The organism is Xanthomonas sp. DAR33341 (assembly GCF_003992815.1).
Lineage (GTDB): Bacteria > Pseudomonadota > Gammaproteobacteria > Xanthomonadales > Xanthomonadaceae > Xanthomonas > Xanthomonas cissicola.
In genome coordinates this window covers 150,299-174,352 of the sequence record NZ_QEYV01000019.1, presented here as the reverse complement: position 1 = coordinate 174,352, position 24,054 = coordinate 150,299, and the positions used below count along the sequence as shown (strand labels likewise).

At 66.1% G+C, this 24,054-nt stretch carries 24 protein-coding genes; 14 read left to right on the top strand and 10 right to left on the bottom strand.

Features of this window, described 5'->3' with window-relative positions; all coding sequences use genetic code 11:
- The first annotated feature begins 14 nt into the window (after positions 1-14).
- The 7 genes from rocF (at position 15) to EO156_RS06730 (ending at position 6,255) form a co-directional block, all read left to right on the top strand.
- Positions 15-938 (top strand): arginase, encoded by a 924-nt coding sequence (gene rocF, locus EO156_RS06760; protein WP_003486608.1) that lies wholly within the window; start codon positions 15-17, stop codon positions 936-938.
- Between the two features lie 106 nt (positions 939-1,044).
- Positions 1,045-1,197 (top strand): entericidin A/B family lipoprotein, encoded by a 153-nt coding sequence (locus tag EO156_RS06755; protein ID WP_003486606.1) that lies wholly within the window; start codon positions 1,045-1,047, stop codon positions 1,195-1,197.
- Positions 1,198-1,271: 74 nt separating this feature from the next.
- Positions 1,272-1,406: an entericidin A/B family lipoprotein gene (locus tag EO156_RS06750; RefSeq protein ID WP_005914328.1), complete on the top strand. Its 135-nt coding sequence runs from the start codon at positions 1,272-1,274 to the stop codon at positions 1,404-1,406.
- Positions 1,407-1,632: 226 nt separating this feature from the next.
- The gene (locus EO156_RS06745; RefSeq protein ID WP_003486601.1) at positions 1,633-1,842 is read left to right on the top strand and encodes a CsbD family protein; all 210 of its coding nucleotides are present in this window, start codon (positions 1,633-1,635) and stop codon (positions 1,840-1,842) included.
- Between the two features lie 167 nt (positions 1,843-2,009).
- Complete coding sequence (locus EO156_RS06740) at positions 2,010-3,299, top strand: tryptophan--tRNA ligase (protein WP_016850773.1); 1,290 nt, start codon at positions 2,010-2,012, stop codon at positions 3,297-3,299.
- A 128-nt stretch (positions 3,300-3,427) separates the two neighbouring features.
- Positions 3,428-4,372, top strand: a complete 945-nt coding sequence (locus tag EO156_RS06735) for an MBL fold metallo-hydrolase (protein ID WP_026007158.1) — start codon at positions 3,428-3,430, stop codon at positions 4,370-4,372.
- A 191-nt stretch (positions 4,373-4,563) separates the two neighbouring features.
- On the top strand, positions 4,564-6,255 hold the full coding sequence (locus tag EO156_RS06730) for a M28 family metallopeptidase (protein WP_016850771.1): 1,692 nt from the start codon (positions 4,564-4,566) through the stop codon (positions 6,253-6,255).
- A gap of 327 nt (positions 6,256-6,582) precedes the next feature.
- Here EO156_RS06730 and EO156_RS06720 read toward each other — a convergent pair whose 3' ends face one another.
- Positions 6,583-7,056: a Rap1a/Tai family immunity protein gene (locus EO156_RS06720; RefSeq protein ID WP_003486590.1), complete on the bottom strand. Its 474-nt coding sequence runs from the start codon at positions 7,054-7,056 to the stop codon at positions 6,583-6,585.
- 75 nt (positions 7,057-7,131) lie between these two features.
- Between EO156_RS06720 and yedA the strand changes: the two genes are divergently transcribed.
- Both yedA and rarD read left to right on the top strand, forming a co-directional pair.
- Complete coding sequence (gene yedA, locus EO156_RS06715) at positions 7,132-8,028, top strand: drug/metabolite exporter YedA (protein WP_026007157.1); 897 nt, start codon at positions 7,132-7,134, stop codon at positions 8,026-8,028.
- Entirely contained in the window at positions 8,025-8,933 is a 909-nt protein-coding gene (rarD, locus tag EO156_RS06710) for an EamA family transporter RarD (RefSeq protein ID WP_016850770.1), read from the top strand. Before yedA ends, rarD begins: the two co-directional genes overlap by 4 nt.
- Before the next feature lie 78 nt (positions 8,934-9,011).
- Here the strand turns inward: rarD and EO156_RS06705 are convergent, their stop codons facing one another.
- The 5 genes from EO156_RS06705 to EO156_RS06685 form a co-directional block, all read right to left on the bottom strand.
- Positions 9,012-10,127: an alpha/beta fold hydrolase gene (locus tag EO156_RS06705; protein WP_016850769.1), complete on the bottom strand. Its 1,116-nt coding sequence runs from the start codon at positions 10,125-10,127 to the stop codon at positions 9,012-9,014.
- A 196-nt stretch (positions 10,128-10,323) separates the two neighbouring features.
- On the bottom strand, positions 10,324-11,649 hold the full coding sequence (locus EO156_RS06700; protein WP_029996403.1) for an ABC transporter permease: 1,326 nt from the start codon (positions 11,647-11,649) through the stop codon (positions 10,324-10,326).
- A 7-nt stretch (positions 11,650-11,656) separates the two neighbouring features.
- Complete coding sequence (locus tag EO156_RS06695) at positions 11,657-12,817, bottom strand: ABC transporter permease (protein ID WP_003486581.1); 1,161 nt, start codon at positions 12,815-12,817, stop codon at positions 11,657-11,659.
- Between the two features lie 12 nt (positions 12,818-12,829).
- Complete coding sequence (locus EO156_RS06690; protein WP_005914341.1) at positions 12,830-13,519, bottom strand: ABC transporter ATP-binding protein; 690 nt, start codon at positions 13,517-13,519, stop codon at positions 12,830-12,832.
- Between the two features lie 376 nt (positions 13,520-13,895).
- Positions 13,896-15,140 (bottom strand): efflux RND transporter periplasmic adaptor subunit, encoded by a 1,245-nt coding sequence (locus tag EO156_RS06685; protein ID WP_015463700.1) that lies wholly within the window; start codon positions 15,138-15,140, stop codon positions 13,896-13,898.
- A 448-nt stretch (positions 15,141-15,588) separates the two neighbouring features.
- On the opposite strand from EO156_RS06685, the gene EO156_RS06680 reads away from it, so the two are divergent.
- The 3 genes from EO156_RS06680 (at position 15,589) to EO156_RS06670 (ending at position 18,462) form a co-directional block, all read left to right on the top strand.
- Positions 15,589-16,770 (top strand): sensor histidine kinase, encoded by a 1,182-nt coding sequence (locus EO156_RS06680; protein ID WP_016850767.1) that lies wholly within the window; start codon positions 15,589-15,591, stop codon positions 16,768-16,770.
- An 84-nt stretch (positions 16,771-16,854) separates the two neighbouring features.
- Entirely contained in the window at positions 16,855-17,457 is a 603-nt protein-coding gene (locus tag EO156_RS06675) for a response regulator transcription factor (RefSeq protein WP_003486570.1), read from the top strand.
- A 216-nt stretch (positions 17,458-17,673) separates the two neighbouring features.
- Positions 17,674-18,462 carry a ThuA domain-containing protein gene (locus tag EO156_RS06670; RefSeq protein ID WP_016850766.1) on the top strand — a complete coding sequence of 263 codons (789 nt, stop codon included), beginning with the start codon at positions 17,674-17,676 and terminating at the stop codon, positions 18,460-18,462.
- 294 nt (positions 18,463-18,756) lie between these two features.
- Here EO156_RS06670 and EO156_RS06665 read toward each other — a convergent pair whose 3' ends face one another.
- On the bottom strand, positions 18,757-19,299 hold the full coding sequence (locus EO156_RS06665; protein WP_016850765.1) for a cytochrome b: 543 nt from the start codon (positions 19,297-19,299) through the stop codon (positions 18,757-18,759).
- Complete coding sequence (locus EO156_RS06660) at positions 19,296-20,387, bottom strand: catalase family peroxidase (RefSeq protein WP_016850764.1); 1,092 nt, start codon at positions 20,385-20,387, stop codon at positions 19,296-19,298. The genes EO156_RS06665 and EO156_RS06660 overlap by 4 nt, the downstream gene beginning before the upstream one ends.
- A gap of 160 nt (positions 20,388-20,547) precedes the next feature.
- On the opposite strand from EO156_RS06660, the gene EO156_RS06655 reads away from it, so the two are divergent.
- Both EO156_RS06655 and EO156_RS06650 read left to right on the top strand, forming a co-directional pair.
- On the top strand, positions 20,548-21,063 hold the full coding sequence (locus EO156_RS06655; RefSeq protein ID WP_003486563.1) for an RNA polymerase sigma factor: 516 nt from the start codon (positions 20,548-20,550) through the stop codon (positions 21,061-21,063).
- Complete coding sequence (locus EO156_RS06650) at positions 21,060-21,812, top strand: anti-sigma factor (RefSeq protein ID WP_016850763.1); 753 nt, start codon at positions 21,060-21,062, stop codon at positions 21,810-21,812. Before EO156_RS06655 ends, EO156_RS06650 begins: the two co-directional genes overlap by 4 nt.
- Before the next feature lie 58 nt (positions 21,813-21,870).
- Here the strand turns inward: EO156_RS06650 and EO156_RS06645 are convergent, their stop codons facing one another.
- Entirely contained in the window at positions 21,871-23,241 is a 1,371-nt protein-coding gene (locus EO156_RS06645; protein ID WP_016850762.1) for a leucyl aminopeptidase family protein, read from the bottom strand.
- Between the two features lie 34 nt (positions 23,242-23,275).
- Positions 23,276-24,013: an HAD family hydrolase gene (locus tag EO156_RS06640; protein WP_003486558.1), complete on the bottom strand. Its 738-nt coding sequence runs from the start codon at positions 24,011-24,013 to the stop codon at positions 23,276-23,278.
- Between the last annotated feature and the right edge of the window lie 41 nt (positions 24,014-24,054).

Genomic DNA, 24,054 nt, shown 5'->3' with positions numbered 1-24,054 from the left:
GACTGGAGCAACGCATGGCAACGCAGTACGTGCCGGTTTCCCTGATTGGCGTCCCCACCGACATCGGCGCGGGCCACCGCGGTGCGCGCATGGGACCGGAGGCGCTACGCATCGCCGGCCTGCAGGAGGCGCTGGTCGGCCGCGGCGTGGAGGTGCGCGATCTGGGCAATCTGGATGGTCCGCGCAATCCCTGGCAGGCGCCGCAGGCCGGCTACCGGCATCTGGACGAAGTGGTGGCGTGGAACCAGGCGCTGATGGACGCCAGCTACGCCGAACTGCGTGCCGGGCGCATGCCGATCATGCTCGGTGGCGACCATTGCCTGGGCATCGGCTCGATCACGGCGGTGGCCAAGTACTGCCGCGAGCAGGGCAGGCCATTGCGGGTGCTGTGGCTGGATGCGCATTCGGATTTCAACACCAGTGAGGTGACCCCTTCGGGCAACGTGCACGGCATGCCGGTGGCCTGCCTGTGCGGGCTGGGCCCCGAGGCGCTGACGCACCTGAGCGGCAGTGCGCCGGCGTTGTTGCCCGAGCAGGTGCGGCAGATCGGCATCCGCTCGGTGGACCCGGAGGAGAAGCGGCTGATCAAGCAGCACCGCATCGATGTGTACGACATGCGCTACATCGACGAAGCCGGGATGAAGCGCACCATGGAAGCGGCATTGCAGGACATGAGCGCCGATACGCACCTGCACGTGAGTTTCGATGTGGATTTCCTCGACCCCAGCATCGCGCCGGGCGTGGGCACCACGGTGCCCGGTGGCCCCAACTACCGCGAGGCGCAACTGGTGATGGAGATGATTGCCGACACCGGGCGCATGGGGTCGTTGGATATCGTCGAACTCAACCCGGTGCTGGACAACCGCAACGCGACCGCCGAACTGGCGGTTGATCTGGTCGAAAGCCTGTTCGGCAAGTCGACGCTGATGCGGGATTGATGCCGTACCGAGCGCACCGCGACGCGTTCACATCAAATCCACGGCCGCGCAGTCAGATTTGGCGCCAAGCCAGGTGCGCTGGCACCGTATTGAACGAGGACGAGCGATGAAGCGACTGCTGACACTGATGGTGCTGGGCCTGTTTTCGGCCGGCGTGATGACGGGCTGCAACACCGTGGCCGGCGCCGGCAAGGACATGCAGGGTGCGGGCAACAAGGTCGAGAAAACGGCCGAAAAATGCAGCGACGGTAAGTGCTGATCCGTCACATCGCGTGGTCTTGTTGAATTGATCGATCTGCGGCAACGCGCCGCTTTACCCATGAGGAGTGTGTTATGAAGCGTGCAATTGTGCTGCTGGTGCTGTCGATGTTGTCGGTGGGAATGTTGGCGGGTTGCAACACCGTCGCAGGTGCCGGCAAGGACGTGCAGGGCGCCGGCGAGAAGGTGGAAGACGCAGCGCGTAAGTAATCCGACGCCGCATGCAAAAAGACGGGCCGCAAGGCCCGTTTTTTGTGCGCGCTTACGTGGAAGGCGCGGCGCGACACATGCACGGCGTGCGAGTAAGACCCTCGATGGGGGTGGGCAACGGTTCAGTGCGGTGATCGGCGGTTTGACACCTTTTGATCCAGTGCCAACGCCCGCGTGGGCACGCTGGCGCCACGGTCAATCGCGACCGCACCAGCGGAGTCAGCGCATGAACAGTGACATCATTTCCGGCAAGTGGACCCAGTTGAAGGGCAAGGCCCAGGCGAAGTGGGGCGATCTTACCGACGACGATTTCAAGGTTGCCGAGGGCAATGCCGAATATCTGCAGGGCAAGCTCCAGGAACGCTACGGCTGGGATCGCGACCGCGCCCAGACGGAAGTGCGCGCATTCGAAAAGTCGCTGCGCGACGACACCTGACAGTGCACCAGTCTGCCGCCGGTTGAGGCGAGCAGCTCGCAGACGACGGGCCGCCTGGTGCGGCCCGTTCTGCGTTGGAGCGTCGAACCAACTCCCCGGCCTCTGCAGCGGTGGCAAAAGTGCGGAACCGCTAAACTTGGGGGCTACCCCATCCTGGCATGACGTCGATGACCACCCGTGTCCTTACCGGCATCACCACCTCCGGCACCCCGCATCTGGGCAATTACGTGGGTGCGATCCGCCCGGCCATCCAGGCCAGTGCAGGCGCCGATGCGGAGAGCTTCTATTTCCTGGCCGATCTGCATAGCCTGATCAAGGCGCAGGACCCGGCACGCACGCAGCGTTCGACACTGGAAATCGCCGCCACCTGGCTGGCCTGCGGCCTGGACCCGGACAAGGTGTGGTTCTACCGGCAGTCCGATGTGCCCGAGACCACCGAGTTGATGTGGTTGCTGACCTGCGTGGCCGGCAAGGGCATCCTCAATCGCGCGCATGCCTACAAGGCGGCGGTGGACAGGAACCGCGCCGATGGCGAGGACGAGGATGCCGGCGTTACCGCAGGCTTGTTCATGTATCCGGTGTTGATGGCGGCCGATATCTTGATCTTCAACGCGCACCAGGTGCCGGTCGGGCGCGACCAGATCCAGCACATCGAAATGGCACGCGATTTCGCGCAGCGTTTCAATCATGTCTATGGGCGCGAATTTTTCACCCTGCCCGAAGCGGTGATCGACGAGCAGGTGTCCACCTTGCCGGGCCTGGATGGCCGCAAGATGAGCAAGAGCTATGGCAATACCATTCCACTGTTCGCACCGCGCGAGGAATTGCGCAAGCTGGTGTTTTCCATCCTCACCGATTCGCGCGCCCCGGGCCAAGCGAAGGACACGCAGGGGTCGGCGTTGTTTCAGCTGTATCAAGCATTTGCCACGCCGCAGGAATCTGCCGCCTTTGCGCAGGCGTTTGCCGACGGCATCGGTTGGGGCGATGCCAAGCAGCAGGTGTTCGAGCGGATCGATCAAGAGATCGCGCCGCTGCGTACGCGCTACGAGGGCTTGATTGCAGAGCCGGCCAGGATCGAAGCGATTCTGCGCGCCGGTGGTGCACGTCTGCGCGCGCGCTACGCCACCCCGCTGCTGGCCGAGTTGCGCGACGCGGTGGGCCTGCGCGATCTGTCCAGCCAGGCCGCCACCGCGGCGGTGCAGGCCAGCGAAAAGATCGCACTGCCGGTGTTCAAGCAATATCGTGAAAGCGATGGCCAGTTCTACTTCAAGTTGAACGATGGCGCGGGTGCATTGCTGCTGCAGAGCGATGGCTTCGCTTCGCCACGCGATGCCGGACAGGTGATCGCGCGGCTGAAACAGGCCGCGCAGGCCAGCGATTTGCAGCTGCCGGGCGTGCATGCGCAAGTGGATGCCGACGTGGTTCTTGCTGCGATGGACGCCTTGCGCGAGGCGTGACCTGCGCTGCGCAGCAGGCGTAGAGGTGGACGATCGCGGTGCGTAAGCTCGTGCCTGTGGCGACATGCACGACAGCGACGCCAGGCCTGGGCCTACACTGCAGTTCTTACAGCCGCCGCGGGGTGCGAATGACAGCGACAGCCGAGTTCAACATCCACACCATCGATACCGGCTTTGGTGGCGTGCAATTCGATGCGGCGTATCTGGTCGTCCAAGCGCAGCGGGCTGCCCTGATCGATTGCGGTACCTCGCTGTCGGTACCGCAGATGCTGGCCGCCGTGCAGGCGGCCGGGTTGTCGCCAGCGCAGGTGGAGTGGTTGATCCTGACCCATGTGCATCTGGATCATGCCGGCGGGGCAGGAGCGTTATTGCGGCATTTGCCCCATGCGCAGGTGCTGGTGCATCCGCGCGGTGCGCCGCATCTGGTCGACCCCACGCGGCTGATTGCCGGTGCCACCGCGGTGTATGGCGAGGCGGACATGGCGCGCAACTACGGCATCATCGAGCCGGTGCCGGCCGAGCGTGTGGTCGCGGCGGACGAGGGTCATACCGTGATGCTGGGCGAGCGCGTGCTGCGCATCATCGAGACGCCTGGACATGCACGCCATCATCTATGCGTGTGGGATGCGCGCAGCCGCAGCTGGTTCACCGGCGACACCTTCGGCCTGTCGTATCGCCAATTGGACAGCGCGCGCGGCGCGTTCATTCTGCCGACGTCTTCGCCGGTGCAGTTCGAACCCGAGGCCATGCTGCAGTCGATCGCGCGCCTGATGGACGCCGCACCGCAGGCGATGTATCTGACCCATTACGGCCGTGTCACCTCGCCAGAACCGTTGGCGCAGGCGCTGGACGAGCAGATTCATGCGATGACCGACATTGCGCTGGGCTGCGCGCAGCGTCCGGACCGGCATCGCTGCATGGTGGCGGCATTGACCGCGTTGTATCTGGAGCGCGCACGCCAACATGGATGTCGGTTGGACGATGCCGCCGTGGAGCGACTGCTGACAACAGATATCGAGCTCAACGCGCAAGGGCTGGGCTGTTGGCTGGATCGTGCGGCGCGTACGGGTTAGTACAACCTTGGCCGCCGAACGAGGGACCTTCTGCGGCATGCCGTCTTTACGGCGTGTCCTGCGATGCTGCGTGGATGGGGTGCATTACTGCTCAACCGAAGATCGTCCACGCGTCGCCACGCATGCAGTCCATCCGATCGAACGCAATTTCGCATCGTGGCGCTCCGGCGTTGGCTGCACGCTTGTAAACTATGTGTCATCTACCGTTGCAAGGCCTCACCGTGAACCCGATGCGTATCCTGCTGTTGTCTGCCTGCCTGTTTGTGGGAGGTGTGGCGCAGGCCGCCAACGATCTGCCGGGCGGCGGCATCGATGCCGAGGCATTGTCGCGTCACGTGCGCTTGCTGGCGTCGGACGAATTCGAAGGGCGCGCGCCGGCCAGCGCCGGTGAGCAGCGCACGGTCGATTACCTGGTCGAGCAGTTCAAGGCGGCCGACCTGGAGCCAGGTGGCGAGCAGGGCGGCTGGACCCAGGCCGTGCCGCTGGTGCGCGCGCAGGTGGATGGCCCGGTGCGCGCAAGCCTGCGCGTCGGCGGCAAGACCCAGGCGCTGGTCAATGGCAGCGATGTGACCCTGCAAAGCCTGCGTCCGCAGCAGGCGGTCGCGTTGAAGAACGCGCCACTGGTCTTCGTCGGTTACGGCATCAGTGCGCCAGAGCGCCAATGGGACGACTATAAGGGCGTGGACCTGCGCGGCAAGATTGCGGTGGTGCTGATCAACGATGCCGATTTCGAATCGCCGCAGCCGGGCGCATTCGACGGCAAGGCCGTGACCTATTACGGCCGATGGACCTACAAGTACGAAGAGGCGGCGCGGCGCGGTGCGGCCGGGGTGTTGATCGTGCACGAGACAGCGCCGGCGGCGTATGGCTGGGGCACGGTGCAGAGCTCGGGCATGTCGCCGTTGTTCGATATCGAGCGCAGCGATGCCGATGCCCGCGCGCAGCACGTGCCGGTGCGTGGCTGGATGCAGCGTGCGCTGGCGGTATCGTTGTTCAAGCAGGCCGGCCTGGATTTCGAACAGGCCAAGGCACGTGCGCAGCAGCGCGACTTCGCGCCTGTGGCCCTGGGCGATGCGACGTTGTCGGTGGATTTCAAGCTCAAGCGCGAGCGTGTGGTGACGCATAACGTGGTGGCCAAACTCACCGGCAGTCAGCATCCGGATGAGACGGTGATCTTCTCCGCGCACTGGGATGCGTTCGGGATCGGCAAGGCCGATGCCAGTGGCGATGCGATTCGACGCGGCGCCGTGGACAACGCCACCGGCGTGGCCAGCGTGCTGGAACTGGCGCGCGTGTTCGCAGCCGGCCCCAAGCCGCAGCGCACGTTGTATTTCATTGCCTTGACTGCCGAAGAAAAGGGCCTGCTCGGCGCCAACTACTACGCCGCGCACCCGCTGGCGCCGTTGGACAAGACCGTGGCCGTGCTCAACATGGAAATGTTCAGCCCCGATGGTCCGACCCGCGACATCGCCTCGTGGGGACGTGGGCGGGTGTCGCTGGAAGGCGACCTGGAAACCGCCGCCAAGGCGCGTGGTCGCAGCTATTCGCCGGACCCGAATCTGGAAGCAGGCTTCTTCTACCGCGCCGATCATTTTGCGTTCGCGCGCATGGGTGTGCCGGCGATCACCGCCGGCCCCGGCCTGGACATGCTCGACGGCGGCGTCGCGGCAGGCAAGGCACTGCGCGAGACGTATTTCGCCGATTGCTATCACCAGCCGTGCGATCGCTGGACCCCGCAATGGGATGCCAGCGGCCATGCCGCCGACACCACGCTGGTCTACGACGTGGGCGTGGCGCTGGCCAATGGCCGGCAGTGGCCGAGCTGGCAGGATGGCTCTGAATTCAAGGCGATCCGTGCCAAGAGCGATGCGGTGCGCAAATAAGCGCGCAGGAGCGAGAGGGCGCCGCGCGCTCGATCACGGGCTGAGAGCAGCGTCCAAGACGACTGCGCTGATCGCCAGAAGAGCGCAGCTGGACTCCATGCGGCATGTGCGCTCGTACACCTGGGATCCTGCACGCTCTCCATGCGTATCGAATGACTGCGCGCTACGCCAAGCGAACGCAACCGCTGCTCGGTGGCATGCACTTGCTTGTGCGTGCGCGCCGTCCACGCTCATCAGGCAGCTGCTCGGGACGTTTGTCGTCGCGCGGTACAAATGCTGGCGTTGTGGTCAACGCCATGGCATTGAACGACTGCGTATAGGCGTGCCCTACGGCTTGGCGGCATTGGCTGAATTGCCGCCGCCGGCACGCGTGCTCTTGTCGCCGCCGCTGCACGGATAGCGCTTTGCCAGCGCCTGGATGATCAAGTCAGGTGCGGCTTGGTCCTGGCGTGTATCGGGCAGCGCGCCGATATCGGCGATGACCGCCTGCAGATCGGGCGAGCCGGTGTTGCCTGCAGGCATGCACCAGCCGGTGCGATAGCTGGCGCTGGCGACGCCGAGCAGATACGCGCCGGCGCGGCTGGCCGAGACAAGCACCTTGAACTCGCGTTGCTCTGGCGCGGTGATTTCTGGCGCAAGCGATCCGTCCAGTCCGGCTTCGATCAGCTTGCGGCCGCTGAGTTCCCACGGCTCGGGTGCGCGCGCCAATGCCGTGGCGGACGTTGCAAACAAGGCGGCCAGGGCCAGCCAGCGAAGAGGACACTGCATATGCACGCTCGGATGCGGTGGGAAGTGCACCATAGCGCGACCGAGGTGCGGCGTGGGCTTTGGCATGTGCTCTAGAATTGAAGGTTCCGCTGCACTGGCACTGTTCCGATGTCTTCCTCTCACGATGCTGCCGCGCCTGCGCGCAGCGGGTTAGTCGTTCTCGCCTTGTTGCTGGTCTACGTGGTGTGGGGCTCGACCTATCTGGCGATCCGATTCGCGCTGGAAGGTGGCGCGCAGCCGCTGACGATGGTGTCCGGCGCGCGTTTCATCGTTGCTGGTAGCGTGCTCTACAGCGTGCTGCGCTGGCGCGGCGTGGCGGCGCCAACGCGTGCGCAGTGGAAGAACGTGGCGCTGATGGGGGCGGCGTTGCTGCTGCTCGGCAACGGCATGGTGGTGCTGGCCGAGCGCAGCGTGTCGTCCGGGCTGGCCGCCACCGCGGTGGCGTCGGTGCCGTTGTGGATGGCCTTGTTTGGCGCCTTGCGCGGGCAGCATGCCGGCGGCGGCGAATGGCTGGGCATCGTGATCGGCTTTCTGGGCGTGGTGTGGCTCAACGCCGGCAGCAGCCTGACCGCGACGCCGGGCGGCCTGGTGTTGCTGCTGATCGCACCGATCGGCTGGGCATTCGGCTCGGTGTGGTCGCGCGGGCGCGATCTGCCTTCGCCGTTCATGACCGCCGCCGGACAGATGCTGTGCGGCGGCGTGCTGCTGGTCAGTACCGGCCTGCTGATCGGCGAGCGCCCGCAGGTGTGGCCGAGTCCGCAAGGACTGCTGGCGGTGGCGTACCTGTGCGTGTTCGGCTCGATCGTGGCGTTTACCGCTTACGTGTGGCTGCTGCATCACGTGCGCCCTGCGCTCGCCGGTAGCTACGCCTACGTCAACCCGGTGATTGCGGTCAGCCTGGGCGCCTGGCTCGGCCACGAGCGCTTCAGCGCGCAGGACATCGGTGCGATGGCGGTGATCCTGGCCGGCGTGCTGGTGGTCACCTTCGCCAAGGCGCGGCGATGAGCGCGGTGTCGTCGCAGGAAGCGCGCCGCGGATTGTTGATCACCGCCTCCACCTTCGTGCTGTGGGGGCTGGTGCCGGTGTACTGGCATCTGCTCAAGGCGGTGCCGTCGCTGCAGATCATCGCCCACCGCATCGTGTGGAGCACGGTGCTGGTGGTGGCCTGGCTGCTGGCGAGCTCGGGCCTGCGCTGGTGGCGCAGCATCGCCGCGCAGCCCCGCGCGCTGCGCATGCTGGCCGGCAGCAGCGTGGCGATCGCGTTCAATTGGGGCCTGTACATCTGGGCGATCAACGCCGGGCATGTGATCGAAGCCAGCCTGGGGTACTTCATCAACCCGCTGCTGAGCGTCTTGCTGGGCGTGCTGGTGTTGAAAGAGCGCCTGCGCCGCATCCAGTGGGTAGCGGTGGCCTGCGCCGCAGCGGGCGTGCTGTGGCTGACCATCGATGCCGGCGCGCCGCCGTGGATTGCCTTGGGGCTGGCGGTGTCTTTCGGTATTTACGGGCTGCTGCGCAAATTGGTGGCGGTGGATGCGGTGGCCGGGCTGGGCGTGGAAAGCGTGTACCTGTTCGTGCCGGCCCTGCTGCTGGCGGCGTGGGGCGAGCAGGGCCATGGTGGCGCGTTCCTGAGCGGCTGGAGCCTGCGGACCGATGCGATGCTGATCTTCGGTGGCGTGGTGACGGCCCTGCCGTTGATCGGTTTCGCCTACGGTGTGCGGCGCATTCCGCTGTCGTTGGTGGGCATCCTGCAATACATCGCGCCGAGCCTGCAGTTGCTGCTGGGCGTGTGGTTCTTCCACGAGCCGTTCGATCAGGGACGCGCGATCGGCTTCGCCGCGATCTGGGTGGGTTTGCTGGTGTTTGTCGGCGACAGCGTGGTGCGTGCGCGGCAGCCGGTGGTGACGCGCTGAATCAGCAGCCCACCGCACGCAGTGCGTGTGGCATTCATCGGGGCGATTGCTTCGCGTCAGCGTGCGCGATTGCCGCGCTCAACTGCGCGGCGGCGCCAACGGGCTGGCCACTGCCAGCGTGGACGCGGGCAGCGCCTGCGGTGCAGGACAATGGCTGGGGTCTTGTTGCACCTGCGCCAGCCATTGATCGACGGGCCCGCCGAGCAAGTCCAGCCGTAGTGGCAGGCTCAAATGGTTTTCGCCAGGCAGTTCGAGGTAATGCGCCCGCGCGCTGGCCACGGCCAATGCACGGCCATGCGCCACCGGAATGTGCTGATCGGCATCGCCGTGCAACAGCAGCACGCAGCTGCGCGTGTCGGCCAGGGCGTGCGCGACATCGACACGGTCCAGGTCCAGCTTGAGCTGGGTGTCGGCCGCTGCAATCACCGCGTCGATATTCTGGTCGGCATAGCGCCAGCGTGCATACGCCGCCACCGCCCGTCCACGCCACCCGTGCGGCTGGCTGGCGAGCAGGTGCGGCACCATGTCGCGGATGCCGCGCCCGGCATTGGCGAAGGACTCCATCGCCACCACGCCGGTCACGCGCGGGCCGAGTTTGTCGGCCGTAAACAGCGCGGTGGCGGCACCGTAGGAAATGCCGAACAGATACAGCGGCCCGCGGATTTCGCCGCGCGGCTGCAGGGCGTCGAGCACATCGATGACGTCGTCGGACTCGCGCGTGCCGTAGCCGGACGGCCCGCCGCCGGAATGGCCATGGTTGCGCAGGTCGATGGTGACCACGCGGTAGCCGGCCTGCGCAAGCTGCAGCGACCAGGGCAGCAGTGAGTCGCCATCCATCATCCAGCCGTGCAGCAGCACCACCGTGCCGCGCGGCGCCGGCGGCTTGGCAGTCGGTGCCTTGAAACTGAAATCCACATCCAGCGCATGCGCCGGGTCGGTGCGCTGCCCCCTGTAGCGATAGTGCATGGCGTACTGGCCGGGGTCGATCGCGCGCCAGAAGATCGGCACGCCATCGCGCGTCACCACATGCCCGCTACGGTTGGGCGCCGTGGCGATGGTGGCGGCGATGCGTTCTTCGTCCAGCAGCGGCGAGGTGCCACCGGGCGCAACCAGGCGCTCGCTGAGCGAGGTCGAAGAAGAGGAGCAGCCGGCCAGCCACAGGCAGGCGCAGACCAGCACAAGCAGGCGCGTCATGGCAATCGATCGTTGGAGCAAACGGCCGAGCAGGCTACGGCCTGCCCGGCCCGCGCATCTACCGCACTGCGGTGACAGAACCATGACAGCCTGCAATACGTTCAGCCGCAGCCGCAGCCGCAGCCGCCGCCGCCGCCGCGGGTCTGCCGCGGCTGTCACCATTCCCGATTCCCGATTCGCGGCGGGCCAACCCCGCCTACACCTCACGCAACGCCGTGGTAATCGGCAGACGCGCGGCACGCAGCGCGGGAAACAGCCCGCCCACCAGGCCGATGCCCAGCGCCCATTTCAGCCCGCTCCACAGCAGCTCCGGCGAGACCTTGAACTGGAATACCACCTGGCTGAAGTTGCTGCCCAGCGTGGAGACGGTGTAGCCGTTGAACACCGCCCAGGCGATCGCCCCGCCCAGCAGCCCGCCCAGCAGTGCCAGCAGCATGGTTTCCAGCATCAGCGCCATGATCACCGGCGTGCCACGGAAGCCGATCGCACGCATGGTGGCGATCTCGCGCGCGCGCGTGGCCACCGCCGCATACATCGTGTTGAGCGCGCCGAATACCGCGCCCACTGCCATGATCGCCCCGATCACCGTGCCCAGGATGTTGATCAACTTGTTCAAGCCGCCGCCCTGCTTGCCGTAGTAGGCGCGGGTGGTTTCCACATCCAGCTTGAGCCGCGGATCGGCGGCCATGGCGGTCTTGAACGCGCTGAAGCCTGCCTTGCCGTTGGTGCGCACGCTGATCGACTGATAGGCGCTGCGGTTGTAGGTGGTGGCCAGCGTCTGCGCGTCGGTCCACAGCTCCGAATCGTGCGCATCGCCGGAGGCGAACACGCCCACCACGGTCCATTGCTGGCTGCCAAGCGTGAGTGTCTTGCCCAGCTCCAGTCCGCGGAACTGGTTCAACGCGCCCTTGCCCACCACCATTTCGCGCAGACCGGTGTTGAAGCGGCGGCCTTGCACGATCTTGACCTTGTCATGCACGGCCCAGGCCTGTTCGCCCACGCCACGCAGTTGCGCGTTGACGTCGGTGCCGTCGGAGCGGGAGGCGATGTTCACCACTTGCGAGAGTTCCGGCGACAGCATCGGGCGGCCGTTGGCATCGGCGGTGATGCCGGGCAGGCTGCCGATCAGCGGCACCAGGTCGCGGGTGATCACCGAGTTGGTCTCCGCCTGCGAACCGCCGCGCAGGACGATCGCGGTGGTCTCGTCGCCGGTGCTGTTGAGCGTGGCCTGGAAGCCTTGGCCCATCGCCAGCATCGCCACCAGCACGCCGACCACGCCGGCGATGCCGACCACGATCACCGAGCTGGACCCCCAGCGCTGCGGCAACGTGGCGATGCCGATGCGTGCGGCAGCCAGCGAGAGCCGCCCGCTGCGTGTGGCCACCAGCCACACCGCCAGCAATCCACCGATCGGCAGCAGCACCAACCACGGCAGTGCGATCCAGGCAGCCAGCCCGATTGCCAGCAGCACGACCGACAGCGCGTTGACCCCACGATCTTTCCATTTGCGTTGCATGTGCATGCTCCTGTCAGCGGCCGGCGAGTGCATCGACGATCTTCAAGCGCTGCGCGCGTAATGCCGGCAGCACACCCACCACGATGCCGATACCGGCCATCAGCCCGACCGCGACCAACCAAGTCTGCAGCGGCACGCTCTGGGTCGGCATCAGGCCACCGCTGCGCGCGGCGACCGCCGGGATCACCAGCGCCGCCAGCCCCATGCCGATCAAACCGCCCAGGCCGATCAGCAACATCGACTCCACCATCACCAGGCTCAGCACGGTGCGGTCCTGAAAGCCCAGCGTCTTGAGCGTGGCCAGCTCCGGAATCCGCTCGCGCACGGCCTGCGCCATGGTGTTGCCGGTCAGCAACAGCAAGGTGAAAAACACCGCGGCCATGATCGAGGTGACGATCAGGCCGATATCGGCGAACTGTTTGACGAAGGCCTGCTGGAACGCCGACTCGGTCTGCGACTTGGTTTCATGGTCGGAGTTGGCCGACAACGCATCGATGGCCTGCGCCACGCGCGATGCCTGGTCGGCATTGCGCAGCGTCACCGTGTACCAACTCACCCTGCTTTTGATGTAGTCGTTGGACTCGTCGAAGTACTTCCAGTTCATCATCAACTGGCGTTCCTGGTTGGCGGCCACCGTGCGGTCTTTCATGCGGAAGATGCCGACCAGTTGCAGCGGCCAGTCGTTGCTGCCGCCGCGCGGAAAGATGGTGGCCTGCAGCGGGATGGTGTCGCCGATCTTCCAGCCATTTTCCTTGGCCAGGCTTTCACCAACGATCGCGCCGGTGCGTGTGCTCTGGAAGGCCTTGAGCTGATCCTTGGGCAACTGATATTCGCTGTAGACATCGAAGAAATTGGGCGCCACCGAAAAATTCGGGAAGAAGTTCTTCGGGTCGCGGTAGATGCCGCCGAACCACATTGCCGAGGTCACATCGCGCACGCCCGGCACGCTGCGGATCTGGTTTTCCAGAGTGATCGGCAACGATTGGGTGATCGACAGGCGCGATGCCACCACCAGCCGGTCCACGCCGCTGACGCTGCCGCCGGAGGTGAAGGCCACGCGCACCGAATCGAGCATGCCGAACAATAAAAACGCCGCGACCACCGAGAGCAAGGTCAGCAAGGTGCGGGTCTTGCTGCGGAACAATTGCGCCCATACCAGCGAGAGATACTTCATGGCAGCGCTCCCTTACAGTGCAAGCGGCGCGTCGGCCAGCTCGCCCTTGTCCAGATGGATGGTGTGGGTGGCGTATTCGGCGGCCTTGGGGTCGTGGGTGACCATCACGATGGTCTTGCCGTGTTCGCGGTTGAGCTCCTGCAGCAGGCGCAGGATTTCTTCGGCGTTGTGGCGGTCCAGATCGCCGGTGGGCTCGTCGCAGATCAGGAAGGTGGGATCAGAGACGATTGCGCGCGCAATCGCCACGCGTTGCTGCTGTCCGCCAGACAATTCGCTGGGCTTGTGGTTGCGGCGCTCCTGCAGGCCGACCAGGGTCAATGCGATCTCGGCATTGCGCTTGCGTTGAGCGGCATTGAGCGAGGTGAGCAGCAACGGCAGCTCCACGTTCTTCTGCGCGGTGAGCATCGGCATCAGGTTGTAAAATTGGAACACGAAACCGACGTGGTGACTGCGCCAGGTCGCCAGCTGACCGCCGCTCATGCGGTCGATGCGCTCGCCTTCGATCTCGATCTCACCCCCGCTGGGGTTGTCCAGCCCGCCGATCAGGTTGAGCAAGGTGGTCTTGCCCGACCCGGACGGGCCCATCAACGCAACGAAGTCGCCGCTGGCGATTTCCAGATCGATGCCGTGCAGCACCTGCACCTGCTCGGGCCCGCGTTGGTAGGTCTTGGTGATGTTGCGCAAACTGACGAGAGCGGACATGGCAACTCCTGGCGGTGCGATGGAAGAGATGAAGCAGTGCGCAGAGCGACTGCGGATGTGATGCGGCACTGCAGTAACACGGCGAGCTGAAATGCGATGAAGCGATGTGGCGGGTGCAGGCAAGGCATCGACTGCTGTGACGACCCATGTACGGCGCACGTTGCCGATGCCTGAAACGTGCGTGCGGCGACATTGGCTGAAAATGTTGACGAACATCGCAACCGCAGATGCGTAAGCACACAGTCGCCACCGCGTGACTGGATTTCAACGGCGTCTGTCGCCGCGCGGCGCAGGCGCCTGCACCGCTGCCGTTTCCATCAACGCCCTTTTCCGTGCCCGTTGAGCGGTTGCTGCGTGCGCTGTCTTTGGGTGTGCGTTACTCGGTCGCGTTCGGCTCTGCTTCGGTCACCTTGTCGCCATCCTTCAAGGCTTGCGGCGGATCCAGTACCACGCTGTCGCCCGCGGCCAGGCCGGAGAGCACCTGCCTGTCTTCGCCCATCACCATCCCGGTGGTGACGGCATGCGCGCTGACGGTGTTGTGCTCGCCGACCACGAACGCGACCGTGCGCGTGTCGCGCTCCACCAGTGCGGTGGCCGGGATGCGCACGCCTTGCGGCCTGGCTGCCTGCTGCGGTTTGGCCTGCTCCAGAAAGCTGACCCGCACACCCATTTCCGGCACGATGCGCGGGTCCTTGACCTTGAGCGCCACGCGCACTTTCACCGTGGCCTTGCCGCGGTCTGCGGTGGGGATGATGGCGATGACCTCGCCTGGAATCTTCCACTCCGGGTAGGCATTGAGCACCGCTTCCACCGGCATCTTGGGTTGCACGCGGCCGATGTAGGACTCACCCACTTCCACCTCGATTTCCAGCGATTCCATGTCCACGATGGTGCCGATACCGGTGCGGGTGAAGCCGCCACCGGCCGACAACGGCGAGACGATTTCGCCAGGCTGCGCTGCTTTGGCCGTCACCACGCCGGCAAACGGCGCGCGCACCACATTGAAGTCCGAGCGGATACCGGCAATGGCCAGCTGGTCGGAGGCGACCTGCACGTTGCGCTGGGCGTTCTGCAGCTGCGCGCGCAAGGCATCGCGCTGCGCAATGGCCTGGTCGTATTGCGAACGCGACACCAGCTGCGCACCCACCAACGATTGCAGGCGCGTGGCATCGGCATTGGCCACCGCCAGTTGCGCCTGCATGTTGTCGACCTGGCTGCGTGCGGCCGACAACTGCGAGGCCGACAAACTACGCTGCGCATCGGCATCGAGCGGGTCGAGCGTGGCCATCACCTGGCCTTGTTCGACGCGCATGCCTTCCTCGATCATCACCTCGCGCACCTTGCCGGTGACCTGCGCCGACACGGTTGCCATGCGTCGTGCCACCACATAGCCGGAGGCGTCCAGCACCGATGCGCTGCTGCTGCCGGCGCTGATCGCCACCACCGGCGCGGTCTGCACCTTCACCATCGGGCGGCGCGTGAACCACCACGCGGCGGCGGCCAATACGATGACGACGATCACTGCGGCGAGGATCCAGCCGGTACGGCGGGCGGGCGGCGGCGTGGCGGAGCGCTGGCGGTCGATGCGGAGTTGCTTGAGCAGATCGGCGGAAGTGTTCATCGATGACCAGGACGGAAGGCTGCGCGAAATGTGACGGTCTGCGGGCGACGCCGCAAGCTGCCGGAAGTCACCAACTGCGCTGGGGCGACGAACGGTCGATGCGCCGATGCCACCGCCAGATGGTGCGCAGCATGCGGTCAGCGCGGCGCGCTCACCAGTGACAGCTGTCATCTGCAAATCATGACATCGGCGACTAGTGCGCCAATGCTGCGGGCGGCCATGCTGGAGGCTCCTCGGCAACCCGTGACCGGCATGCTTTCCTTGCATATGCGAACCGCGCGTGTCTGGCTTGCGCCTGCGCAGGCGAATTGCAGCCTCGGTGGGCGATCGCATCGCAGCAGTTACCAGCAGCATGCATGAGGCCGCTCACCCCTGTCGTCCTGCGCGCAGCCGCACGCAGACGGGCCCGGCAGTGGCAGAATCCGCTCACCCACACGGATCTTCGCTGATGCGCCTCCGGTTTCCCGCATGGCTTCGTCCCGCCGCCAGTTCGCAGGTTGCCGCGCGGCTGGCGCAGGGGCAATCGCCGTGGATGGATAGCGTGCACCTGTTTTGGTCGGCCTGGGTGTTCGTGGTGCCGGCGTTTTCTGCGCGTGGCTACGACAGCACCTGGCTGTTGTGCACGCTGGCGTCTTATCCGGTGTTTGTGCTGCTCTACGCACGCATGTTGCTGGCGCCGCCCGTCACCTTGTACCGCTACGCCTGGGCGATGGCGGCGCTGAGTGCTGCCTTGCTGCCGGTGTACTCGGCGGGGCTCAGCTATTTCGTCTTCGCCTGCCTGACCTTGCGCCCCTCCACGCGGCATGCGTTGTGGCGGCACTTTGCGATGTTGCTGCTGATGAACGCCTTGTACCTGAGCTGGGCGCGCTGGCTCGGGTTGAGCATGCAGGCGCTGGTGTGGATGCCGGTGACGGTGCTGGGCATGGCCGCCGTGGGCGCGGTGTACAGCATCAACGAACGCAAGGACGCGTTGCTGCGCCTGTCGCAGGACGAAGTCCGTCGGCTGGCGGCCACCGCCGAACGCGAGCGCATCGGCCGCGACCTGCACGATCTGCTTGGCCACACCTTGTCGCTGGTGGCGCTCAAATCCGATCTGGCCGCGCGCCTGATCGAGCGCGACCCGCAGGCCGCACGCAACGAGATCGATGCGGTGGCGCAGGTCTCGCGCGAGGCGCTGGCGCAGGTACGACGCGCGGTCACCGGCATCCGTGCTGCCGGCCTGGTTGCCGAACTGGCATCGGCGCGCGTGCTGCTGGACCTGGACGGCATTGCGCTGGAGCAACAACTGGAGCCACTGGCGTTGCCGCCCGAGCACGAAACCGCGCTTGCGTTGGTCGTGCGCGAGGCGGCCACCAATGTGCAGCGCCACGCCCAGGCAAAACGCGTGCGTGTGCAGCTGCACGCGCACGGCGAGCAGGCGGTGCTGGAGATCACCGATGACGGCCGCGGTGGCGTGATCGTGCCTGGCAACGGCCTGGACGGCATGCGCGCACGCCTGCACAGCCTGGGTGGCGCGTTGGATGTGCAGGCCTTGCCGCGCGGCATGCGATTGCGCGCCAGTCTGCCGTTGCCGCGGCCTGCGGTCGTTGCCGCAACGCCGTCGCCGCCGGTGATGCCGCAGTCGCTTTAACGCGCCCTGCTTGCGCTGCCAAGTGCACGGCATGCGTCGGCGCTGTTATCGTGCGCAACCGTTGCATGCATGCGAGCGCGACCGATGATCCGGGTGTTGTTGGCGGAAGACCAAGCCTTGCTGCGTGGCGCGCTGGTGGCCTTGCTCGGGCTGGAGGACGATATCGCGGTGGTCGGCAGCGCCGGCGATGGCGAAAGCGCATGGCGCGAGCTGCAGCGCCTGCAGCCGGACGTGCTGGTCACCGATATCGAGATGCCCGGCCTGACCGGGCTGGAACTGGCGCAGCGGATCCAGCGGCAGGCGCTGCCGGTACGGGTCATGATCGTCACCACGTTCGCGCGTCCGGGATTTTTGCGCCGTGCGCTGGATGCCGGCGTGGCCGGGTATCTGCTCAAGGATGCGCCCGCCGAACAATTGGTCGATGCGTTGCGGCAGGTGCATCGCGGCGGGCGAGTGATCGACCCGCAGCTGGCCATCGATGCGTGGGTGGAAGCAGACCCCTTGAGCGAACGCGAACGGACCGTGCTGCGGCTGGCCGGCGAAGGCCGCTCCGCCAGCGAGATCGCCCAACAGTTGCAGCTCTCGCACGGCACGGTGCGCAATTACTTGTCCGAATGCATCGGCAAACTGGGCGTGGCCAATCGCATCGAAGCCTATCGCCTGGCGCGGCAGAAAGGCTGGTTGTAGCGCGACCGTTCGACGGATCGCGTCTGCGCGCGTGGGCCTTGCGTTGCCGGGTGCGGCGTTGCTCGCAGAAGCGATGCGATCGCACCAGGCTGCAGCCACTGAAGCGGTGGCATCCGTTACATCGGCAAGCGATCCACAGCGATTCCAAATGCCGGCCAAAGCATGCCAGCCGCGCGCAGGTACACTGCACAGCATCGAAAACACGGCGAGCGATGCATGAAATGTCTGTGGCTGTCGGGCCTGCTGCTGGTGTGCGCCTTCAACGCATCCGCTGAGCAATACAAGATATTGGTGGCTGCCATTCCCAACCAGTATCACCACGACTATATCCCCGTGGCCAAGCCGCAATTCGAAGCGATGGCGCGCAAACATTATGTCGAGATGGTATGGGCGTGGAACGCCAAGGCGTTCGATGGCGACCTGTCGCAATACGCGGCCATCGTATTGCTCAATACGCCGGCCACCGATCTGGACCCGACGCAGCGGGCCAACTTTCAAAAATACGTGCGTAATGGCGGCGGCGTGGTCGCGGTGCACAAGGCCTTTGCGATCAAACGGGGGGACTGGGAGTGGTACGACCACATGATCGGCCGCTCGTTCCGCACGCACCCTTACATGCAAACGGCGATGGTGGATGTGGCCGACGCCAATTTCCCGGCCACTGCCGGCCTGCCCAAGCGCTGGGTGTGGAGCGACGAATGGTACGAATACGATCCGCCCTACAGCGACGATCTGGTCACGCTGCTTACCGTCGACGAACGCAGTTACGACCCCACCCTGATCTGGCCGGGCCAGGTCGCCAAGGGCATGGGCCAACAGCACCCGGTGGCGTGGTACCACCATTTCGAAGGTGGCCGCGTCTTCGCCACTGCACTAGGCCATCTGGCCGAAGCCTATAACGACCCACGCTACCTGGAGCATTTGTACGGTGGGATCTATTGGGCCGCCACAGGCAAGGGCATCGAATCATCTGCGCCAGCGGCCAAAACAAAACGCCAGCACTAGCCCTCCCCCCTCGGGAGAGGGGTGAGGGTATGAGGCAAAGCCACTCCTGACGGCAGTTAACCCGATGTTTCGTCCGCACCCTCCGCCCCTGCGGGGTACCTTCTCCCGAGGGGAGAAGGGAACTCAAAGCCCCTCTCCTGCCGGGAGATGGTTGGGGTGAGGCTACGGGGCAACGCCACTCCAGATGGCGGTTAACCCGATGTTTCGTCCGCACCCTCATCCGCCCCTCGGGGCACCTTCTCCCCCATAAAGGATGACAATGTCCCGGCGGGAGAGGGTGCCAACACCCACCCATCACCGCGCAGACCGCTCCCCACGCGCCATGCTGGAAAACACCCCGTCGCGGCGCACCCAGGCATGGAACAACGCCGCGCTCAGATGCCCCAACACGGTGGCAAATAACAGATACGCCAGCCAACCGTGCGCGCTGCGCAGCCAGGCGTACAGCGCAGGGTCGTGCGGTGCGATCGGCGGCAGGTTCGCGCCCGGCCACAGCACGATCGGGTAGCCGCCGGCCGACAACATCGCCCAGCCGATCAACGGCATGCCCAGCATCAACGCATACAGCAGCCAGTGCGAGGCGATCGCCGCGGCCTTCTGCCATGCCGGCAGGTCGGCCGGCAGCGGCGGCGGCCGATTGCGCAAACGGTTGATCAAGCGCAGCATCGCCAGGATCAGGATCGCGATGCCCAGCGGGCGATGCAGATCGATCAACCACGGCCGCTGCGTCACCGAGGCCACCATGCCGACACCGACGAACAGCATGGTCAGGATCATCGCGGCCATCAGCCAATGCAGCACGCGCGCCGGCAGATTGAAGTGGGTGCGGCGGTTCATTGGCGTGCTCCCCGGCCGGTAGCGGCGCTGCCCGTGCCATTGGCGATCTCGTGTTCGCGACGATTGAACGATTGCGAATACACCGACGAGCGCGCCGCCAGTATCGGGTCATTCGATGCGGCCAGACCCTTGGGCAAGATCAACGGGTCGTAATTGAGATCGCGACACGGGCCGGTGGCCTGCGGCTGCGCACGCTCGATCGAGAGCGTACCGGCCACGATCTGCTTGCGGCTGTCCGGCCACGGCTGCGACGGATCATCCACCGCATCGCCGGGCTCGGCAATGGTCAGCACCATGTCCCAACGCAACGGCCCCTGCGCCAGCCGCGCGTCCAGGTCGGTGGCGAGAAAATCGCCATCGGCCTGCTTGCGTTGTTCGGCGTTCAATTCCTTGAATGGCGTATGCGGGCGCATCGACCAGCGGATGTAGCGTTCGCGCCCATCGGCGGCAATCGCGCGGAACGCATTGACGCCGTTGTACTGCGTATTGGCCCAGCTGTCCGACCACGGCGCGGTCTTGGCCCACTGCTGGAACTTGGCCGCTTCCGGATACTGCTTGCCGAACGCCGCCAGTTTTTCGGGGTCCGGCTTGCCGGTGGCCGGGTCCGGCCTGGAGGCCACGTTGAGCGCCTGAAAGCCGGCCGGCGTGGCGACCACGAAGAACGGAAAACTGTTCATCGCCGTGCGCCATTCCTGCCCATCGTCGCTGCGCAACAGCAGCGCCATGCTGCGCACGCGCGCCTGCCCGTCGGGCCCGTGCGGATCGCCGCCGCCGATCGACATGCGCCCCAGCACCTGCGTGCTGGGCTGGCTGAAGATGCGTGCCGACGACAGCCAGGTGGCCTTGCCGCTGGACTGGAATTGCCCGCTCACGCACACGCCCTTGGTATGCGCGCGGCGGAAGCCCGGATGCGGTGGCCCGCTGGATTCGATGGTGTCGGTCATACGTGCGGCAGTGAGCCGGTCGCCACCGATCCAGCCGGCCGTCCAGGCAAACGCCAGCGCAATGCCGCCGGCAATGGCGGCAATCCCCAACAAGGGCAGTACGGGGCTGCGTGCGCGCGGGTGCGAAGGAGGTGGCAACGTCATGGCTGGCTCCGGTGGTCGATACTGTGAGTGGTTGAGATGAGTGAGACGACATGCGGGCCGCGTTATTCCCTCGTCCACGAACGACGGTGGCACGCACCGATCGCGGGAATAATCCACGCTCCAGTGCGTCTACCGTGTGATGTCACCACCACGCCCGCCAATGGATGCTTTGGACGATGACCAACTGCGCGCCGTGCTGCCGGCACTGCGCCGCTTCGCGCGCTCGCTGAGCGGCGAGCCCGCCAGCGCCGACGATCTGGTGCAAGCCACACTGGAGCGCGCGCTGCGGCGGTGGCGCACCCGGCATACCGCTGAAGCCCTGCAGCCCTGGCTGTTCGCCATCCTGTACCGGCAGTTTCTGGATGGGCAGCGGCGTGCCGCGCGCTGGCAGCGGGTCGTGGGCCTGTTCGCGCCGCAGCAGCCCAGCCAATCCGCGTCCGCTGAGCAGGTGCACGACGGCCGTGCCATGCTGGCCAGCCTTGCATCATTGCCGGCCGAACAACGCGCGTTGCTGCTCTTGGTCAGCGTGGAGGGTTTCAGTTATCGCGAAGTGGCCGACACCCTTGGCATCCCGATCGGTACCGTGATGTCGCGCCTGTCGCGTGCGCGCGAACGCCTGCGTGCCGTGAACGAAGGCCAGGTGAACCACGCACCTGCATTGAGGATCCTGAAATGACCGCCATACCGCCCGACGAACACGCGCTGCACGCCTACGTCGATGGCCGCCTGGCGCCGGAGCAACATGCAGCAGTGGCAGCCTGGCTACAGGCGCATCCCGCTCACGCTGCACGCGTAGCCGGCTGGAAGCGCGATGCCGAAGCGCTGCGTGCCGCACACGCCGGCCTGATGCCGGAGATGAGCGCTGTTGCCTTCACGCCTGCGACGATTCGCCGTGGCCTGCAACAGCGCCGTCGTGCCGTGTTTGCCGTGGCCGCCAGTTGCGTGCTGGCACTTGGCCTGGGTACCGGGTTGGGTTGGCAGCTGCATGCGAGCCGGATCGCCAGCCAACGCGTGCCGATGGCCGATGCAGTGGCCGCGTACCGCCTGTTCGCCGATGCCGACGCGTATCAGGGCATTGCGTTGGACGTGCAGCGCCGCGCCGAACTGGAACCGTGGTTGCGCACGCATTTCGGCAACGCAGGCGTCGTGCCGGATCTGCATGCGCAGGGTTATACGTTGCGCGGTGGGCAACTGCTTTCCACATCGGAAGGCGCGGCCGCGATGCTGGTGTATAGCGATGCCGGTGGCGCACGCATCGGTCTGTATCTGCGTCCACGCAGCGGACCGATGCCGACCGGCGAGCGCCGCGATGGTCGGCTGTTGGCGCAGTACTGGGCAGAAGGCGACACCGCATTTGCATTGGTCGGCCCGGCAACGCAGACACGCATGCGCACGATCGCGCCGTTGTTGCGTCGCCAGGGATGACCAGCGCAGCTGAAGGCGAGTTGTGCTCGCCTCAGACTGACAGCAGCGCTCGCCACGCTCAACCGCCGTAGCGTTGCTGCAGCATCGCGAACGCCGAGCGCAGTGCCAGCGCTTCGCCGCCGGCAGGGCGGCCAGGGCGGTCGCTGTCGTTCCAGGCGTAGACGTCCAGATGCGCCCACGGCTGTCCGGGTGCCACGAAGCGTTCCAGATACAGCGCGGCGGTGACGGCGCCGGCCATGCGCGAGCCGGCGTTGGCCATGTCGGCCACATGGCTATTGAGATAACGCAGGTAAGGGCGCCAGAGCGGCATGCGCCACACCGGGTCGCGGGTCAGTTCGCCGGCACTGATCCAGGCCTGCGCCAGCGCATCGTCGTTGGCGAAGAGCGCCGGCAGGTCCGGGCCCAGCGCGATGCGTGCCGCGCCGGTGAGCGTGGCGAAATCCAGGATCAGATCCGGGTGCTGCTCGGTCGCATAGCTCAGCGCATCGCACAGCACCAGGCGGCCTTCTGCATCGGTGTTGTCCACTTCCACCGACACGCCGGCGCGTGTGGTGATCACTTCGCCAGGGCGGAATGCATCCGGGCCCACCGCGTTCTCCACTGCCGCAATCAGCAGCGTCAGCCGCACCGGCAACTGCTGCGCCATCACCAATCCGGCCAGCGCCAAGGCATGCGCCGCGCCGCCCATGTCCTTTTTCATGTTGCGCATGCCATCGGCCGGCTTCAGATCCAGCCCGCCGGTGTCGAAGCACACGCCCTTGCCGACCAGCACCAGATGCGGATGCGCCGTGTCGCCCCATTGCAACTGGATCAGTCGCGGCGCGCGATGCGAGGCGCGCCCCACGGCATGGATGGTAGGGAAGTTCTGCGCCAGCAACGCGTCGCCGACGATCGCATCGACCTGTGCGCCATGCGCCTGTCCCAGCGTGCGTGTGGCCTCTTCCAGATGCTGCGGGCTCATGTCTTCGGTGGGCGTGTTGACCCAGTCGCGTACCTGCAGGCACGCCTCGATCAGCGTACGCGTCTGTGCCGATGGCGTTGCAGCCAGTTCGGCCGGCGCGCGCGGCACCTTGCGATAACGCGAAAAGCGATAGGCGCCCAATCCCCAGCCCAGATGCAGCAACGCCTGCTCGGCATCGCTCAGCGGGTTGGCCAGCATCCAGCGGGTGGCCGGCGGTAAGGCCATCGGCGCATGCGCGTAGGCGTAGGCATCGGCCCGGTCGCCGATACCCAGGATCGCCCCGGCCAGCCCGTTGTCGCCCGGCAACAACAGCACGCTGCCCGGCGCGGCATCGAAACGCTGCGCCTGCGCCCACGACAGCACGCGGGTGGGTTGCTCCGCGCACCAGCGCGTAAAGCCCTCGCGGTCGAGCACATACAGCGGCAAGGCTGCGGCGTTGGGATCGATGAAACCGGTGAGATGGGACATGGAAATCCTCAAGTGCAGCGCCGCGCGCAGTGGCTCAGGCGGGAAGGGTGATGCCGGCGTTCATAGGGCCAGGATGCGGCTGCTGCGCGTCCAGCCAATCGGCCAGCCCGGTCATGCTGTCGAATTGCAGATCCGGCTGCTGGGTGGGGTGCGACCACACCGCGCCTTCGCGATTGATCCAGCAAGCGCGCAGGCCGGCATCCAGTGCGCCCAGCACGTCCATGCGCACGTGGTCGCCCACATGCAGCACCTGCGCGGGAGGCACCTCGAGCCGGGCGCACGCGGCCAGGAAGATGCTCGGGTCGGGCTTTGCGCTGCCGTGTTCGCGCGAGCCCAATTGAAACGCGAAGTGGTGCATCAGCCCGATGCGCTGCAGATCGGCATTGCCGTTGCTGAGCGCGGCCACCGGCACATGGGCGGCAATGCGCGCCAGCGCGTCGAGCGCATCCGGGTAGCATTCCACCTGGTTACGCGCCGCATAGAACACCTCGTAGGCCGGCTCCAGCAACGCCAGATCGCCGCCGCTCTCGCGCAACGCCATTTCCAACGTCAACCGGCGCAGCGCGCTGAGGTCGTGATGCAGGTGCGGGTTGTCGACAAAGCTGCGCTCACGCAGCTCGCGCATCGCCTCCACCGGAAAGCGCTCGGCAGTGACCGGGCTGTGCTCGCGCATCCAGTCGTACAGCACCTGATCGATCCGCGCCCCGATCGGCGCAAAGGGCCACAACGTATCGTCGAGGTCGAGGGTGATGGCGCGGATGTGGAAGCTCATCGCCTGATTGTAATGCCGGGGATGGAGAGTCGGGAATCGAG